This window comes from Streptococcus sp. HMSC10E12, from assembly GCF_001807855.1.
GTDB lineage: Bacteria > Bacillota > Bacilli > Lactobacillales > Streptococcaceae > Streptococcus > Streptococcus salivarius.
The window spans coordinates 327323-342240 of the sequence record NZ_KV791083.1; the positions used below are offsets into that span (position 1 = coordinate 327323).

Here is a 14918-nt window from a genome sequence, read left to right on the forward strand (position 1 = left end):
CTTCACTAAAATCAAAAAATCCAGTATCAAACTGGATTTCTCGTTATTTATATTAGTCATAGCTACGAGGTACACGATCACTAAGCAAACAAAGGACCTCGTAGTTGATAGTGCCACGTTTTTCAGCCACCTCTGTCGCAGTGATGCTTGCTCCCCCATTTTCACCCATAAGAGTGACAGGAGTTCCTAGGGGATAAACCTTAGGAAGGCGAACGGTGATCTGGTCCATAGACACACGCCCAACAATAGGACAAAGCTGGCCATCCACAATAACGTGGAAACCTTGTAAATCTCTGGTCCAACCATCCGCATAGCCAATCGGAATGGTTCCAATAACCTCATCAGCTGTCGTCGTATACGTTCCACCATAACCCACATCTTGACCTGCTGGCAGAGTCTTAACATGAACAAGCGCTGTCTCCAAACTTAAAGCAGGACGAATGTTATAGGGAAGGTCTAAAACACTGCCACTAGGATTGAGACCATAGATAACAACACCTAGACGTACCGCATTAAAGACTGTTTCTGCATGCCAGATACTCGTCGCAGAGTTGCTAGCATGTACCAAGCGAGGGCGGTCCACTAAGTTATTAACCAAATCCGTAAAGAAGGTCAATTGACGCTTGAATTTACTATCATCTGCCTCATCAGCTGTTGCAAAATGGGTAAAAACACCTTCGACATCCGCACCAAGTGCCTTCAGACCAGCAATCAAACTATCTGCATCCCCTTGGCTACGCACCCCAATGCGTCCCATACCTGAATCAATCTTAATATGGCAGGTCAAACCAGTCAAATCAAGTCCTTGATTCTTAGCCATTTCCAACCACTCAAGCGAAGCTACCGTCAGAGTGATGTTTTCTTGAATAGCCAAAGGAACCTCGTCTGGTAAGACGACTCCTAAAATAAGTATAGGTTGCTCTAAGCCAGCCTGACGGAGTTCAAGTGCCTCGTCTAGGTTGGAAACACAAAAACCATCTACCTGTTTAGACAAATGCTTGGCCACCGCAACAGCGCCATGACCATAAGCGTTGGCCTTAACAACTGCAAAAGTCTGCACCTTTTTAGGGATGTGACTAACCACTTGTTCAATATTTTCTGAAATTGCTGATAGATCAACCTTTGCCAAGGTTGGTCGATGTAAACTTGAGATCATAAGCTATCCTCTTCCAACATCTATCTCTTAGTTTTTTTCTAAAATAACACTTGCCTGAACAAAATCACCGCTATGGGAAATCGAGATGAAGACATTGCCTTCAAAAGGCGACTGGGTCACCACTGGCGCTCCCTTGTCATTGGTCAAAATTTCAATATCCTTAAAGCCGACTGCTCCAATACCTGTACCCCAGGCCTTTGAAAATGCTTCCTTACCAGCCCAGCGACCTGCTAAATAGGACATCTGACGATTGCCAGAAAGGGATTCAAAACGCTCCCACTCTTTTGGTGTCAATACCTTTTTTGCAAAGCGTGGATTACGGTCATAAGCCTTTTTTACAGCTGAAATTTCCTGCAAGTCTATACCATATCCAAAAATCATAATTATAACGAAAGTCGATTGTGGATTTCACGAATAAGGCTATCTGTCTTATCCCAACCAAGACATGGATCTGTAATTGATTTACCATAAACTTCAGGTGTGTCTTGACGACCATCCTCAAGGTAAGACTCAATCATAAAGCCACGCACGGTATCCGCGATACGCTCATCCCACTCACGGTTAAGAAGGACTTCACGCACAATACGAACTTGCTCCATGAAGTTTTTACCTGAGTTGTCATGGTTAGTATCAACAAGGATAAATGGATTTTCCAGATTAAGTGCACTATACTTGTCCAAAGCCTTAACCAAGTCCTCGTAATGGTAGTTGACAATGTTCTGACCATTTTCATTGTTGGCACCACGCAGGATAGCGTGAGCGAGTGGGTTACCATCTGTTTTAACTTCAGCACCATTGTAAAGGAAATGCTGTTGATTCTGCGCAGCATAGATACCATTAAACATGACATTCAAATTCCCTGACGTTGGGTTCTTCAAGCCAATTGGTACATCAATACCTGAAGCTACAAAGCGGTGCTCTTGGTCCTCAACAGAACGTGCTCCAACAGCATGATAGCTAAGCAAATCATCAAAGAAGGAAAGATTTGACGGATAAAGCATCTCGTCAGCGATGGGAAGACCTGTCTCAGTAATAATACGTGACTGAAGGTGGCGAACTGCCTTAACCCCAGCAAGAAGGTCTACATCACCCTCTGCATCTGGCTGGTGGATAAGCCCCTTATAACCGTCCCCATTAGTACGTGGTTTAGCTGTATAAACACGCATAACAATAAAGATTTTATCTTTCACTTCTTCCTGAAGTTTGGCCAAACGGTGAGCATAGTCAAGAACAGCTTCTTCATTATCAGACGAACATGGACCAATAACCAAGAGAATACGTTTGTCCTCACCCTTGATAATTTTTGCCAAAGCCTCATCATTAGCCTGTTTAGTTACTAGTGCATCTCCCGTAAGAGCATGCAATTTCCTTACTTCCGCTACATCAATCAGCGGACTATTTTGATGAATTCCCATCTATTTCCCTCTCTTTGTGAAAAGAGAGCGAACCGCTTGGTCATCCAAACGGTTCACTCCCCATATATGGTTTCTGTTACCTTATTATTTTGACAAAGTATCGTGGATTTCACGAATCAATTCTTCTGTCTTATCCCAACCAAGACATGGGTCAGTGATTGATTTACCATAGACATCTGGTGCATCTTGACGACCATCTTCAAGGTAAGATTCAATCATGAAACCACGTGCAACTTTGTTGATTTTTTCATTCCAATCACGGTTAATCAAGGTTTGACGAACGATACGGATTTGTTCCAAATAACGTTTACCTGAGTTATCATGGTTTGTATCAATAACGATGAATGGATTCTCAAGGCCCATTTGTTCATAGTGTTCGATTGTTTCAAGAACATCATCATAGTAGAAGTTAGGCACGTTTTTACCATATTCATTCGTTGAACCACGAAGAATAACGTGTGCCAATGCGTTCCCTGGAGTTTCAACTTCTTCACCGTTAAAGAGGAAGTTTTGTTTGTTTTGTGCGGCGTAGATACCATTAAACATGACGTTAAGGTTCCCTGATGTTGGGTTCTTCATACCAGTTGGAACATCAATACCTGACGCAACAAAACGGTGTTGTTGGTCTTCTACAGAACGTGCACCAACGGCAATGTATGACACAAGGTCATCTACCAAAGGAAGGTTTTCTGGGTAAAGCATTTCATCAGCAGTTGTGATACCAGTTTCAGTGATAACACGGTAGTGAAGATTACGCACAGCCTTGATACCGTTAATTAGGTTTGGTTTCCCTTCAGCATCAGGTTGGTGTACAAGTCCTTTATAGCCATCACCATTTGTACGAGGTTTAGCTGTATAGACACGCATAACCATAAAGACTTTATCTTTAACTTCTTCTTGAAGTTTAGCCAAACGGTGAGCATAATCAAGAACAGCTTCTTCATTATCAGATGAACATGGACCGATAACCAAAAGCGTACGGTCATCTTCACCCTTGATGATTGCTTCAAGCTCTTTATCACGAGCTTGTTTCTTGGCAAGGGCTTCACCTGTTAATGTCGTTGATTCTTTAACTGCATCAAAATCAATTTTTTCACTTACTGCTTTAAAAACCATAATAATTACCTATTTTTTCCTAAAATTGTTTACGACCGTGACAATTTTTAAATTTCTTACCAGAGCCACATGGACAGAAGTCATTACGACCAACCTTACTAAAGTCAATTTCTTGACCATTAGCATCTGCTTGGTGGGCCTGAATATTGCCTGTTGCTGTTGTCGAAACACGTTCATTCACATTTTCACGAGATTGTTCATGAATTTGTGCTTTCATCATTGTACGTGTCACATCATATTCAATTGCCCCAATCATATCTTGGAACATCTTGAACCCTTCAGATTGATACTCAACGATTGGGTTGTTTTGTGCATAACCACGCAAACCAACGGCATTACGTAATTGATCTAGGGCATCGATGTGGTCCGTCCACTTGTTATCAACAACCATCAAAATCAAGACTTTTTGGAATTCACGGATAGCTTCCTCTGAACGCAATTTCTTGATTTGACGATCATAAACATCATCTGCTAACTCATTCAAGTAAACTTTAATAGCGTCATAATTAACACTACGTTTCGTTACCTCTCCCACTTCTTGTAAATCTTCAAGTGAGATGGCATTCTCAGGAACCAAAGCCTGACGAGCAAAGTTCAAAATACCTTTAAGAGCTTCCTCTTGATCATTGCGGCTGTGACCATCTACTGTACGGTTAATCGTACGCGTAATCATAGCCTTAATCTCAGGTTCAAGGTCACGTTCCGCTGTGATAACATCATAACGCTCAGCGTAGATGATTTCACGTTGTTCACGCATAACGTCATCGTACTGAAGGACTTGTTTACGAGTATCGTAGTTATTTCCTTCGACACGTTTTTGAGCCGCTTCCACTTGGCGTGTCAACATACGTGATTTGATAACAATATCTTCATCATCAGCATTCAAACGTTCCAAGACTTGTTTGATACGATCAGAACCGAAACGACGCATCAATTCGTCTTCAAGTGAAAGGTAGAATTGAGATTCCCCTGGGTCCCCTTGACGTCCCGCACGACCACGCAACTGGTTATCGATACGACGGCTTTCGTGACGCTCTGTACCAATGACACAGAGTCCACCAAGGTCAAGAACACCTTCACCAAGTTTGATGTCGGTACCACGACCGGCCATGTTGGTCGCAATCGTAACGGCACCACGTTGACCCGCATTCATGATAATATGCGCTTCTTTTTCGTGGTTCTTGGCATTAAGCACTTCATGAGGAATACCTGCTTCAACCAACATCTTAGAAATCAAGTCAGATGTTTCAACGGCAACCGTACCAACAAGGACTGGCTGTCCCTTTTCATAACGACGTTTAACATCTTGTACCACAGCGCGGAATTTAGCATCCAAGGTAGGGTAAAGAAGGTCATCGTGGTCAATACGTTGAATTGGACGGTTAGTTGGAATCGGAATGATTCGCATGTTGTAAATTTCACGGAATTCATCTTCCTCAGTTTTACCAGTACCAGTCATCCCTGACAATTTCTTGTACATACGGAACATATTTTGGTAAGTGATTGAGGCAGATGTCTTCGTTTCTTCTTGAACTGGTACACCTTCTTTTGCCTCAATGGCTTGGTGGAGTCCATCTGAGAAACGACGACCTTCCATGGTACGACCTGTAAATTGGTCAACGATAAGAATTTCTTGCTCAGGACTGACCACATAGTCAATATCATGCAACATGATGTAGTTGGCACGAAGGGCGTTGTCAATATAGTGAGTCAAGGCAACATTGTCAATATCGTATAAGTTGTCCAAGTTGAAGAATTCTTCAGCCTTGTCAATACCTGAGTCATTCAAACCAATCGTTTTCGTTGGAATATCAATGGCATAATCATCCTCTGTCAAGGTCTTAACAAAGGCATCCGCACGGTGATATAACTGATTAGTTTCTGAACTTACAGGACCTGATACAATCAATGGTGTACGAGCTTCGTCGATAAGAACTGAGTCAACCTCATCGACCAAGGCATAGTTCAATGGACGTTGTACCATGTTTTCCTTACGAACAACCATGTTATCACGAAGATAGTCGAAACCTACCTCTGAGTTGGTTGAGTAAGTGATATCACAGTTATAAGCTTCACGTTTTTCAGCTGGTGATTTGGCTGAAAGGTTAATCCCTACTGACAAACCAAGCCAACTATAAAGCTCACCCATTTCAGTTGCATCACGCTCTGAAAGGTATTCGTTAACGGTGATAACGTGCACACCTTCACCTGAAATAGCATTTAGGTAAACAGGCATTGTCGCAGTCAGGGTTTTCCCTTCCCCTGTACGCATCTCTGGGACGTCACCATGGTGAAGAACAATACCACCCATGATTTGCACACGATATGGGAAAAGTCCAAGAACACGTTTTGCCCCTTCACGAACAACTGCAAATGCCTCTGGCAAGAGTTGGTCTAGGCTTTCTCCGTTTTGATATCGTTTTTTAAATTCTTCTGTTTTTGCCTGAAGTTCTTCATCTGAAAGAGCCGCCATTGCATCAGCATAGCTCTCGACTTTCTTGGCAGTTTTTTCTAGTTTCTTAATTTCGCCTTTATCATTTTCAATGATTTTGCGTAATATATTTGCCATCTTTTTTCCTTTCGACAGTCTTTATCTCCATATTTTACCACAAAAGCCCCCTTTAAACAAGAAATCACTCAAGGATTGACAAAGAAAAAAGCCCTAGTTTAAGGGCTTTCACAATGGATTTGCAAATAAACGAAAACTTTTTTATTAGATTCACTGAAAATATCGACAATAATGCTTTAAAACTACTTCTTAGAGTTCTCTTGGCTCTCTAGGATATCCTCAAAATCATGCAAGAGATTTTCAAAAGCCTGCTCAAAGAAGACATGGTCGGTGCTACTATAGGCCTTCATTATCATAGGGCTAGCTTCAAAATCAACGTAGAATTGATAGTCCAAGACACCATTTTTCCAGTAAAATTTGATGCTAGGGGAGGCCGTTTTTTCACCGCACATACCCGGAATGGCCCGTTGTAAGCCATAAATGTGATCTCCATAATCTTTCAGACGATAGTAAGCTCCCTCAAAATAATAGGATTTGCCGATTTCAATACGCTCAAATAGTGCAGCTAAAACTTTTTCATTACTCATACTTAAGCCTCGTTAGGGTGACTGACAATCATCTCCAATTGTCCATCAATTTCCCAATCTGTCACATCATTTGGAAGAATGAAGTGATCACCTTTTTTTAGACAATAAATGCGTGAATCGATAGTCATAGTCCCATTGCCAGAAAGTACTGAACAAAGCAAATAAGGAGCTGATTGCTTGAAGTCAACCAAGCCACTGAGTTTCCATTTATATACGGTGAAGAAGGAGTTTGATGTCAAACAAGTCGACTCTAATTGCAAGGTCTTAACAGTTACTGGGACACTATTTTCTGGGTCCCCTAAATTCAAGACATCAAGAGACTGTTGAATATGAAGCTCACGTTTATTGCCCTGATCATCCCTACGATCAAAATCATAGACACGGTAAGTGGTGTCGCTAGATTGTTGAGTCTCTAAGATCAGGATACCTGGACCAATAGCATGCATGGTACCACTTGGTACAAAGAAAAAGTCACCTTTTTTAACAGGAGTTTTCGACAAAAGTCCGTCCCAATCACCTGCTTCAATTAAGGACGCCAATTCTTCCTTGGTCTTAGCCTTGTGACCATAAATAATCTCTGCACCCTCTTCAGCATCAATAATATACCAACATTCTGTCTTTCCTAGCTCACCTTCATGCTCTAGTCCATAAGCATCATCAGGGTGTACTTGTACTGAGAGCCAGTCATTAGCGTCCAAAATCTTTGTCAACAAAGGAAAAACACTAGTCTTGGGATTTCCAAAAAGTTCTGGTTTATCCTTGTAAAGTTCTGCCAGATGAAAACCAGCATACTTCCCGTTTTTGACATAGGATACACCATTAGGATGGGCAGAAATTGCCCAGTATTCACCAGTGTGTTCACTGGGAATATCGTAACCAAACTCTGTCTTAAGTCGATTACCTCCCCAGATTTTTTCATGCATTGGCGAATCTAAAAATAAAGGTTCCATTACATCCTCCTGTATAGAGCAAAACGCCTTAAGATCATGTCTTAAAGCGATTTTACATATTTTGCTTATTTGCGTGAGTGTTTGTCAGCTACATCTTTGGCAAGTGCAAAGTTACCAAGTGTCGCAGAGCCATTACCTGAAACAGCAGGTGTCACAATATACTCAGTCACGTCTGGTACTGGAAGGTAACCATTCAAAAGAGCTGTGAATTTTTCACGGACACGACGAAGCATGTGTTCTTGTCCCATAACACCACCCCCAAAGACGATAACTTCTGGACGGTAGAGCACAGTTGCCTGGACAGCAGCTTGAGCAATGTAGTAAGCTTGGACGTCCCAAACGTCAGAGTGCTGATCAATCAATTCACCACGAATACCTGTTCGAGCTTCGAGTGATGGTCCAGCAGCCAAACCTTCCAAACACCCACGGTGGAATGGACAAGTTCCGTTAAATTCATTGGAAACATCATTTGGATGAAGCGGTACATATACGTGACCAGCTTCAGTATGACCCATACCACCAATGAATTCACCATTTTGAATAGCACCGGCTCCGATACCTGTTCCGATAGTGTAGTAAACAAGGCTCTTAACACCTTTACGAACAAGTGTCTCACCATAAGCAGATGAGTTAACATCAGTCGTAAAGTAGAAAGGAACATTAAACTCTTTAGCAATCAAACCAAGAAGGTCGACATTTGACCAATGTGGTTTTGGTGTTGAAGTCACAAAACCATATGTTTCAGAGTTTGGATCAACATCAATTGGTCCAAATGAACCAATTGCAATTCCAGCCAATTGATCTTCATAACGTTTGAAAAATTCAATAGTACGGTCAATTGTTTCGTAAGGTGTAGTTGTTGGGAATTGAGTTTTTTCAACGACTTGGAATTTCTCATCGCCAACAGCACAAACAAATTTTGTACCACCAGCTTCCAAGCTTCCGTAAAGTTTAGCCATAGGTAAAGCTATCTCCTTTTATGATCAATAATAACTATTTATACTATTATAAATAAAAGCTAGGCAAAAGACAATCTAAATGAGACCTTGTTTAAGGAGGTACAGACTACTCTGCTTCATACTTTTCTTTATGAGCCATTTAACTAAAAAAGCCGAATTGGCTTCGACTTTTCTAGCTTATTATTTAACTGCGATGAAGTCTGCACCTTCAGCAACTGAACCAGTCGCTACTGATGAAACATCTTCGAAGTCTGCAGTGTTTGTAACGATAACCATAGTTGTATCGTCAAGACCTGCTTCAGTGATTACTGAGCTATCGAAGGTAGCCAAGACATCACCTTTTTTAATACGTTGATTTGCTTGAACTTTAGCATCAAATCCTTTACCGTCAAGTGAGACAGTGTCGATACCGATGTGGATAAGCACTTCAGCACCTTTATCAGATTTAAGACCGTAAGCGTGACCTGTTGGGAAGGCGATTTGCACTTCACCATCAAATGGTGCGACTACTTGGTTTCCTGAAGGTTTAATAGCGGCACCTTTACCCATAGCTCCTGATGAGAAGACTGGGTCATTAACATTTTCCAAAGCTACAACTTCACCTTTAAGTGGTGCAGCGATTGTTTCGGCTTGCAATGCAACTGGAGCTGATTCTGCAGATGCAATATCTTCAGCAACAACTTCTTTTTGAGCTTCAACTTCTTCCTCTTTGTAACCGAAGATCCAAGTAAGAGCAAAACCAAGAGCAAGTGTTACAAGTACCATGATCACATACTTAAGCACTTGACCGTTAAGGTAAAGAAGAGTACCAGGAACGATTGTTACACCAAATCCTGTACCAGCGAGGTTAAGGATTGAGGCCAACCAACCACCAGCAGCACCAGCGATAAGACCCATGATAAATGGTTTACCGAAACGAAGGTTAACCCCGAAGATAGCTGGTTCAGTGATACCAAGTACCGCTGAAAGAGTTGCAGGGAAAGCAAGTGCTTTCAATTTAGCATCTTTAGTTTTAACACCCACTGCAAGTGTCGCACCAGCTTGGGCAGTCATAGCAGCTGTGATGATAGCGTTAAGTGGGTCTTTACCAGTATTAGCAATGAGGTTAGCTTCAAGCAAGTTAAAGACGTGGTGAACCCCTGTAACGACGATAACTTGGTGAACTCCACCAAGAACAAGACCAGCAAGACCAAATGGCAAGTTAAGAATCCATTCTGTAGCAGCAAGAACATAGCTTTCAACAGTATGGAAGACAGGACCAATGATAAAGAGGGCCAAAGCTGACATTACTGCGAAGACGATAAGTGGACGCAAGAGAAGGTCAAGAACGTCTGGAACCCATTTACGAACCCATTGCTCGAACTTAGCACCAAGCAAACCTACGAAGAAGGCTGGAAGCACTGAGTTTTGGTAACCTACTACTGGAATAAAATCAAAGAAGTAAATTGGTTTAGCAGCACCTGATGCAACATCCCAAGCGTTAGGAAGGGCGTTGTTAACCATCATCAAACCAAGAACCAAACCAAGAAGTGGTGAACCACCAAATACGTTAAAGGCTGACCAACAAATCAAGGCTGGGAAGAAGGCGAAGGCTGTATCTGTCAATACAACTGTGTAAGTATAGAAATCAGTAGCAGCAAAAGCTTTTGATGTTGTACCGAACAAACCAAGAACTGTATCGTTATTGATTGCTCCACGGATACCCATGAAAAGACCAGTCGCTACGATTGCTGGAAGCAATGGAACGAAAACGTCACCGAATGAACGGATAGCACGTTGGAACCAGTTACCTTGTTTAGCAGCTTCTGCTTTTTGTTCGTCTTTAGATGCTGTTGGAAGACCTTGAGCAACGACTTCGTCGTAAATCTTGTTAACAGTACCTGTACCAAAAATCATTTGGTATTGACCTGAGTTAAAGAAAGCACCTTGAACTTTTTCAATGTTCTCAGCCTTTTCTTTATTGATTTTGTTTTCATCTTTGACCATCACACGTAGACGAGTCGCACAGTGAGCAACACTGTTGACGTTTTCACGTCCACCGAGGGCATCGATGACTTCTTTTGCAATTTGTTTGTTATCCATTTGCAAAATTCTCCTTAATAAAATTTGGTATGAAAGCGTTTAGCTTTTCTTTACGATAACTATTTTAGCATCTTTCTGCCATATGTCAACCGTTTAGCATATTTTTTTATTTTTTGTTATAAATCGTTGATTTTTATAGGTAAAACGTTTACTATATTATTAACAAATAGATTAGGAGATTACTAAATATGAATCTACCAACAGAAGTTCGTTACCGTCCATACGCAGATTGGACAGACGAAGAAAAAACAAAGATTAGAGAAAATGTCGCTAAATCACCTTGGCGTGCAAGTTACCATATCGAACCAGAAACAGGGCTTCTTAATGATCCAAACGGTTTTTCTTACTTTAATGGTAAGTTCCAACTTTTCTACCAAAGTTGGCCCTTTGGAGCTGCTCATGGTTTGAAACAATGGGTGCATACTGAAACTGAAGATTTGGTTCACTTTACAGAAACTGGTGTCAAACTCTTGCCAGACCATGAAAATGATAGCCACGGTGCCTACTCAGGTTCTGCTTATCAAATCGGTGATAAACTCTTTATCTTCTATACTGGGAACGTTCGTGATGAAAACTGGATTCGTGACCCACGTCAAATCGGCGCTTGGATGGATAAAGACGGCAAAATCGAAAAATTCGACAAGGTTCTTATCAAACAACCTGCTGACGCTACTGGGCACTTCCGTGACCCTCAAATCTTCGATTACAAGGGACAATTCTACGCTATCGTAGGTGCTCAAAACCACAATAAACAAGGTTTTATTAAACTTTACAAAGCTATTGATAATGATGTCGAAAACTGGGTTGAAGTTGGAGACCTAGACTTTGGTGGCACTGGCTCAGAATACATGATTGAGTGTCCTAACCTTGTCTTTGTAGATACCAAACCTGTTCTTCTTTATAGCCCACAAGGTCTTGATAAAGCTGAACTTGACTATGGCAATATTTACCCTAATACTTATAAGATTTTCCAAGATTTCGACCCTGAGAAACCTGCCCTTGTTGATGGCACACCAATTATTAACTTGGACTACGGGTTCGAAGCTTATGCTACTCAAGGATTTAACACTCCTGATGGTCGTGCCCTTATTGTTAGCTGGATTGGTCTCCCAGACGTGGACTATCCAACTGACAAATACGACTATCAAGGTGCTATGAGCTTGGTTAAAGAATTATCTATCAAAGATGGTAAACTCTACCAATACCCAGTAGAAGCTATTACAAGCTTACGTGCTAGTCAAGAAGATTTCTCTGAAAAAACGGCAACAACTAACACTTACGAGCTTGAACTTAACTTTGAAGCTAACACTCAAACAGAACTTGTCCTCTTCGCAGACCAAGAAAGAAAGGGCTTGTCACTTACTGTTGATACTGAGAACGGAAAAGTTATCCTTGACCGTTCTAAAGCTGGTGAACAATATGCTACTGACTTTGGAACAAGTCGTGAATGTACACTTGATGCCGGTCAAGCTGCAACAGCAAACATCTTTGTAGATAACTCAATCGTTGAAATTTACTTCAACAAAGGTGAGAAAGTCTTCACTAGTCGTGTTTTCCCAAGTGCAGAACAAACTGGTATCAAAGTAACGTCAGGAAACGTTTCTGGACACTACTTCGACTTGAAATACTAAGGTGATTTATGGTCGCAAAGCTTACTGACGTTGCCGAACTGGCTGGTGTGAGCCCAACCACAGTTTCTCGCGTCATAAACAAAAAGGGCTACCTCTCACAGAAGACCATTGACAAAGTTCACGCTGCTATGCAAGAACTCAACTATAAACCAAATAATTTAGCTCGAGGTCTTCAAGGAAAGTCGGCCAAACTCGTTGGCTTGATTTTCCCAAATATTTCCAATATATTTTATGCCGAACTTATTGAACGTCTTGAGGATGAACTCTTTAAGCAAGGCTATAAAACCATTATTTGTAATAGTGAGCATGATCCTAACAAGGAGAGAGACTATTTGGAGATGCTTGCCGCCAACCAATGTGACGGCATCATCTCGTCTAGTCACAATCTTGGTATTGAGGATTATGAGAAGGTTGAAGCTCCCATCGTTGCCTTCGACCGTAATCTCGCTCCAAAGATTCCTATTGTTTCGTCTGACAACTTTGAAGGTGGCAAGTTAGCCGCAAGAGCTATGGTCAAGGCTGGCTGTCAACGCATTGTCATGATTACAGGCTATGATAATTCGGATTCTCCAACAGGACTTCGTCAACTAGGTTTTAATTATGAATTGGACAAGGAAGGTATTATTTGTCCTGTTCCAAACGATTTGTCTCTCATGCGACGAGAATTAGAAATCAAATCTATTATCTCTCGTGAAAAACCAGATGGCATCTTTGTTTCGGACGATTTAACAGCTATCTTGGTTATGAAGATAGCTAGACAATTGGGACTTTCTATCCCAGATGACCTAAAAATCATCGGTTATGACGGTACCGCCTTTATCCGTCACTTCTACCCAGAGTTAGCAACTATCCAACAACCTTTGGATGAAATTGCTAAGCTTTGTGTCGAAATTCTTCTCAAGAAAATTAAAGGCAAAACAGTTAATCGTGATTATGTACTTCCAGTGAGTCTGATTGCTGGTGGCAGTATATAAATGAAAGTCGCAAGAAATCTCCACTTGCGACTTTTTTCTTGTTACATTTGTAGAAAAAAAGAAGTTGAAACAACGCTCAACTTCTTTTACTTATGCTTCATCTGTCACAAACTGACTAAGTACACCATTAATGAACTTAGCAGATGTTTCATCAGAATATTTTTTAGCGATTTCAATGATTTCGTTAATAGCTACACGTCCTGGTGTTTCTTCAAATGACGTGATTTCATAAAGTCCCAAACGAAGGAGAGTACGATCTGTCACAATCAAACGTGAGAGGCTCCAACCCTCTTTCAACTTTTCTTCAATTTGACTATCAAGTTGGGCCAACTCTTCACGGACACCTGTTACTAGGCTAAGGAGAAAGGCTGGTACATCAACTTCAGTTTCTTCGTCAATTGGCTTGTCATAAGTGTAAGCGAAATGTGCTTGTTCCAGAGCTTCTCCACCAAATTCAAGGGCAAAAAGCGTTTGAAAAGCACGCTCACGAAGGTCACGACGTGAATCTTTAAAGATATTAGTCATTCAAAAAATCCTCGTTAAACAATTCAGCCAAGTCTGGTTTTTGTGACTTTTCAGTAACAATAGATTCAACGTGAACATTGACTTCTGAAATTGCCACTTCTGCCATATCATAGACAGCTGCTTTAACAGCCTTTTGAATTTCGATTGAAACCGCTGGTACCTTAACCCCATACTGAAGTGAGACGTAGATATCAGCATTTACAGTACCATCTTCTTCTGTTCGGAGGTAAACACCACGTCCCAAGCTTGTTTTGCTGAGACTATCCGTAACATTTTTATTTTGAAGGGCATAAACACCTTCCACTTTAGTTGCAGCGATACCTGTAATCACTTCGAGCACGCGAGGGGCAATTACAATTTCACCGATATTTTCTGTAGTCATCGCATGTTTCCTTTCCGTTAGTTTGGAAAATAAAGCCTTCAAACCAGTGGTTTGAAAGACTTAGTTGGGCTTAGGCACGTGATACGTAAGTACCTTCAGCTGTGTTGATAACCAATTTTTGACCAGCTTCGATAAAGTCTGGAACGTTAACCACAAGACCAGTTTCAAGTGTTGCAGGTTTACCTGAACCTGTAACTGTTGCACCTTTGATTGATGGTTGTGTTTCAGTAACAGTCAATTCAACAGTTGTTGGAACTTGAACACCAATAACTTCTGTTCCGTAGAATTGGATTTTTACGTCTGAGTTTTCAAGGATAAATTTCAATTCTTCTTGAACGTTGGCTACTGGGATTTCATATTGGTCATATGTTTCAGTGTTCATGAAGTATGCAGTATCATCCATTTGGTACAAGTATTGTGCTGGTACTGTTTCGATGATTGCTTGTTCAAATTTTTCTTCTGGACGATAGCTAGTATCAAAAGTTGAACCTGAACGAACATCACGCAATTTCATACGCATGATTGTGTTACCTTTACCAGGTTTGTGGTGGCTAGCTTCAAGAACTTTGATCAATTTGCCATCGTTAGTTACGAAAGTCATACCCGCACGGAGTTTACTTGCTTCAATCATT

General features: G+C 41.2%; 14 protein-coding genes. 2 read left to right on the forward strand and 12 right to left on the reverse strand.

The features are described from left to right. Window positions 1-52: 52 nt before the first annotated feature. The 9 genes from alr to HMPREF3112_RS02945 form a co-directional block, all read right to left on the reverse strand. Complete coding sequence (gene alr / locus HMPREF3112_RS02905) at window positions 53-1156, reverse strand: alanine racemase (RefSeq protein ID WP_070437940.1); 1104 nt, start codon at window positions 1154-1156, stop codon at window positions 53-55. Window positions 1157-1183: 27 nt separating this feature from the next. Continuing rightward, complete coding sequence (gene acpS, locus HMPREF3112_RS02910; protein ID WP_070437944.1) at window positions 1184-1537, reverse strand: holo-ACP synthase; 354 nt, start codon at window positions 1535-1537, stop codon at window positions 1184-1186. A 2-nt stretch (window positions 1538-1539) separates the two neighbouring features. Continuing rightward, window positions 1540-2571, reverse strand: coding sequence for a 3-deoxy-7-phosphoheptulonate synthase (locus HMPREF3112_RS02915; RefSeq protein ID WP_002884569.1), 1032 nt, complete (start codon window positions 2569-2571; stop codon window positions 1540-1542). A gap of 84 nt (window positions 2572-2655) precedes the next feature. After that, window positions 2656-3687, reverse strand: coding sequence for a 3-deoxy-7-phosphoheptulonate synthase (locus HMPREF3112_RS02920; protein ID WP_070437947.1), 1032 nt, complete (start codon window positions 3685-3687; stop codon window positions 2656-2658). Window positions 3688-3706: 19 nt separating this feature from the next. After that, window positions 3707-6256 carry a preprotein translocase subunit SecA gene (gene secA / locus HMPREF3112_RS02925; RefSeq protein WP_004183450.1) on the reverse strand — a complete coding sequence of 850 codons (2550 nt, stop codon included), beginning with the start codon at window positions 6254-6256 and terminating at the stop codon, window positions 3707-3709. 182 nt (window positions 6257-6438) lie between these two features. Beyond that, window positions 6439-6783 carry a hypothetical protein gene (locus HMPREF3112_RS02930; RefSeq protein ID WP_241672425.1) on the reverse strand — a complete coding sequence of 115 codons (345 nt, stop codon included), beginning with the start codon at window positions 6781-6783 and terminating at the stop codon, window positions 6439-6441. 2 nt (window positions 6784-6785) lie between these two features. Then, window positions 6786-7733 carry a mannose-6-phosphate isomerase, class I gene (gene manA / locus HMPREF3112_RS02935; RefSeq protein WP_070437949.1) on the reverse strand — a complete coding sequence of 316 codons (948 nt, stop codon included), beginning with the start codon at window positions 7731-7733 and terminating at the stop codon, window positions 6786-6788. Window positions 7734-7798: 65 nt separating this feature from the next. Then, window positions 7799-8692, reverse strand: a complete 894-nt coding sequence (scrK, locus tag HMPREF3112_RS02940; RefSeq protein WP_070437952.1) for a fructokinase ScrK — start codon at window positions 8690-8692, stop codon at window positions 7799-7801. Between the two features lie 180 nt (window positions 8693-8872). Then, window positions 8873-10774: a sucrose-specific PTS transporter subunit IIBC gene (locus HMPREF3112_RS02945; RefSeq protein WP_002884626.1), complete on the reverse strand. Its 1902-nt coding sequence runs from the start codon at window positions 10772-10774 to the stop codon at window positions 8873-8875. Between the two features lie 188 nt (window positions 10775-10962). Between HMPREF3112_RS02945 and HMPREF3112_RS02950 the strand changes: the two genes are divergently transcribed. Further along, window positions 10963-12405 carry a sucrose-6-phosphate hydrolase gene (locus HMPREF3112_RS02950; RefSeq protein WP_070437955.1) on the forward strand — a complete coding sequence of 481 codons (1443 nt, stop codon included), beginning with the start codon at window positions 10963-10965 and terminating at the stop codon, window positions 12403-12405. Window positions 12406-12413: 8 nt separating this feature from the next. Then, on the forward strand, window positions 12414-13379 hold the full coding sequence (locus tag HMPREF3112_RS02955; RefSeq protein ID WP_070437958.1) for a LacI family DNA-binding transcriptional regulator: 966 nt from the start codon (window positions 12414-12416) through the stop codon (window positions 13377-13379). 90 nt (window positions 13380-13469) lie between these two features. Here HMPREF3112_RS02955 and nusB read toward each other — a convergent pair whose 3' ends face one another. The 3 genes from nusB to efp form a co-directional block, all read right to left on the reverse strand. After that, window positions 13470-13904, reverse strand: a complete 435-nt coding sequence (gene nusB / locus HMPREF3112_RS02960) for a transcription antitermination factor NusB (protein WP_002884506.1) — start codon at window positions 13902-13904, stop codon at window positions 13470-13472. Next, a complete protein-coding gene (locus tag HMPREF3112_RS02965; protein WP_070437961.1) occupies window positions 13897-14286 on the reverse strand; it encodes an Asp23/Gls24 family envelope stress response protein in 390 nt (129 codons plus the stop codon). Before HMPREF3112_RS02965 ends, nusB begins: the two co-directional genes overlap by 8 nt. Window positions 14287-14356: 70 nt before the next feature. Further along, window positions 14357-14917, reverse strand: a complete 561-nt coding sequence (gene efp / locus HMPREF3112_RS02970) for an elongation factor P (RefSeq protein ID WP_002891830.1) — start codon at window positions 14915-14917, stop codon at window positions 14357-14359. Between the last annotated feature and the right edge of the window lies 1 nt (window position 14918).

What these genes read in the sequence shown, in the direction of transcription:
- nusB (WP_002884506.1), bottom strand. Translation starts at nt 13,904, where the DNA reads ATGACTAATATCTTTAAAGATTCACGTCGTGACCTTCGTGAGCGTGCT.
- HMPREF3112_RS02930 (WP_241672425.1), bottom strand. Translation starts at nt 6,783, where the DNA reads ATGAGTAATGAAAAAGTTTTAGCTGCACTATTTGAGCGTATTGAAATC.
- HMPREF3112_RS02945 (WP_002884626.1), bottom strand. Translation starts at nt 10,774, where the DNA reads ATGGATAACAAACAAATTGCAAAAGAAGTCATCGATGCCCTCGGTGGA.
- scrK (WP_070437952.1), bottom strand. Translation starts at nt 8,692, where the DNA reads ATGGCTAAACTTTACGGAAGCTTGGAAGCTGGTGGTACAAAATTTGTT.
- secA (WP_004183450.1), bottom strand. Translation starts at nt 6,256, where the DNA reads ATGGCAAATATATTACGCAAAATCATTGAAAATGATAAAGGCGAAATT.
- acpS (WP_070437944.1), bottom strand. Translation starts at nt 1,537, where the DNA reads ATGATTTTTGGATATGGTATAGACTTGCAGGAAATTTCAGCTGTAAAA.
- manA (WP_070437949.1), bottom strand. Translation starts at nt 7,733, where the DNA reads ATGGAACCTTTATTTTTAGATTCGCCAATGCATGAAAAAATCTGGGGA.
- efp (WP_002891830.1), bottom strand. Translation starts at nt 14,917, where the DNA reads ATGATTGAAGCAAGTAAACTCCGTGCGGGTATGACTTTCGTAACTAAC.
- HMPREF3112_RS02965 (WP_070437961.1), bottom strand. Translation starts at nt 14,286, where the DNA reads ATGACTACAGAAAATATCGGTGAAATTGTAATTGCCCCTCGCGTGCTC.
- HMPREF3112_RS02950 (WP_070437955.1), top strand. Translation starts at nt 10,963, where the DNA reads ATGAATCTACCAACAGAAGTTCGTTACCGTCCATACGCAGATTGGACA.
- HMPREF3112_RS02955 (WP_070437958.1), top strand. Translation starts at nt 12,414, where the DNA reads ATGGTCGCAAAGCTTACTGACGTTGCCGAACTGGCTGGTGTGAGCCCA.
- HMPREF3112_RS02915 (WP_002884569.1), bottom strand. Translation starts at nt 2,571, where the DNA reads ATGGGAATTCATCAAAATAGTCCGCTGATTGATGTAGCGGAAGTAAGG.
- HMPREF3112_RS02920 (WP_070437947.1), bottom strand. Translation starts at nt 3,687, where the DNA reads ATGGTTTTTAAAGCAGTAAGTGAAAAAATTGATTTTGATGCAGTTAAA.
- alr (WP_070437940.1), bottom strand. Translation starts at nt 1,156, where the DNA reads ATGATCTCAAGTTTACATCGACCAACCTTGGCAAAGGTTGATCTATCA.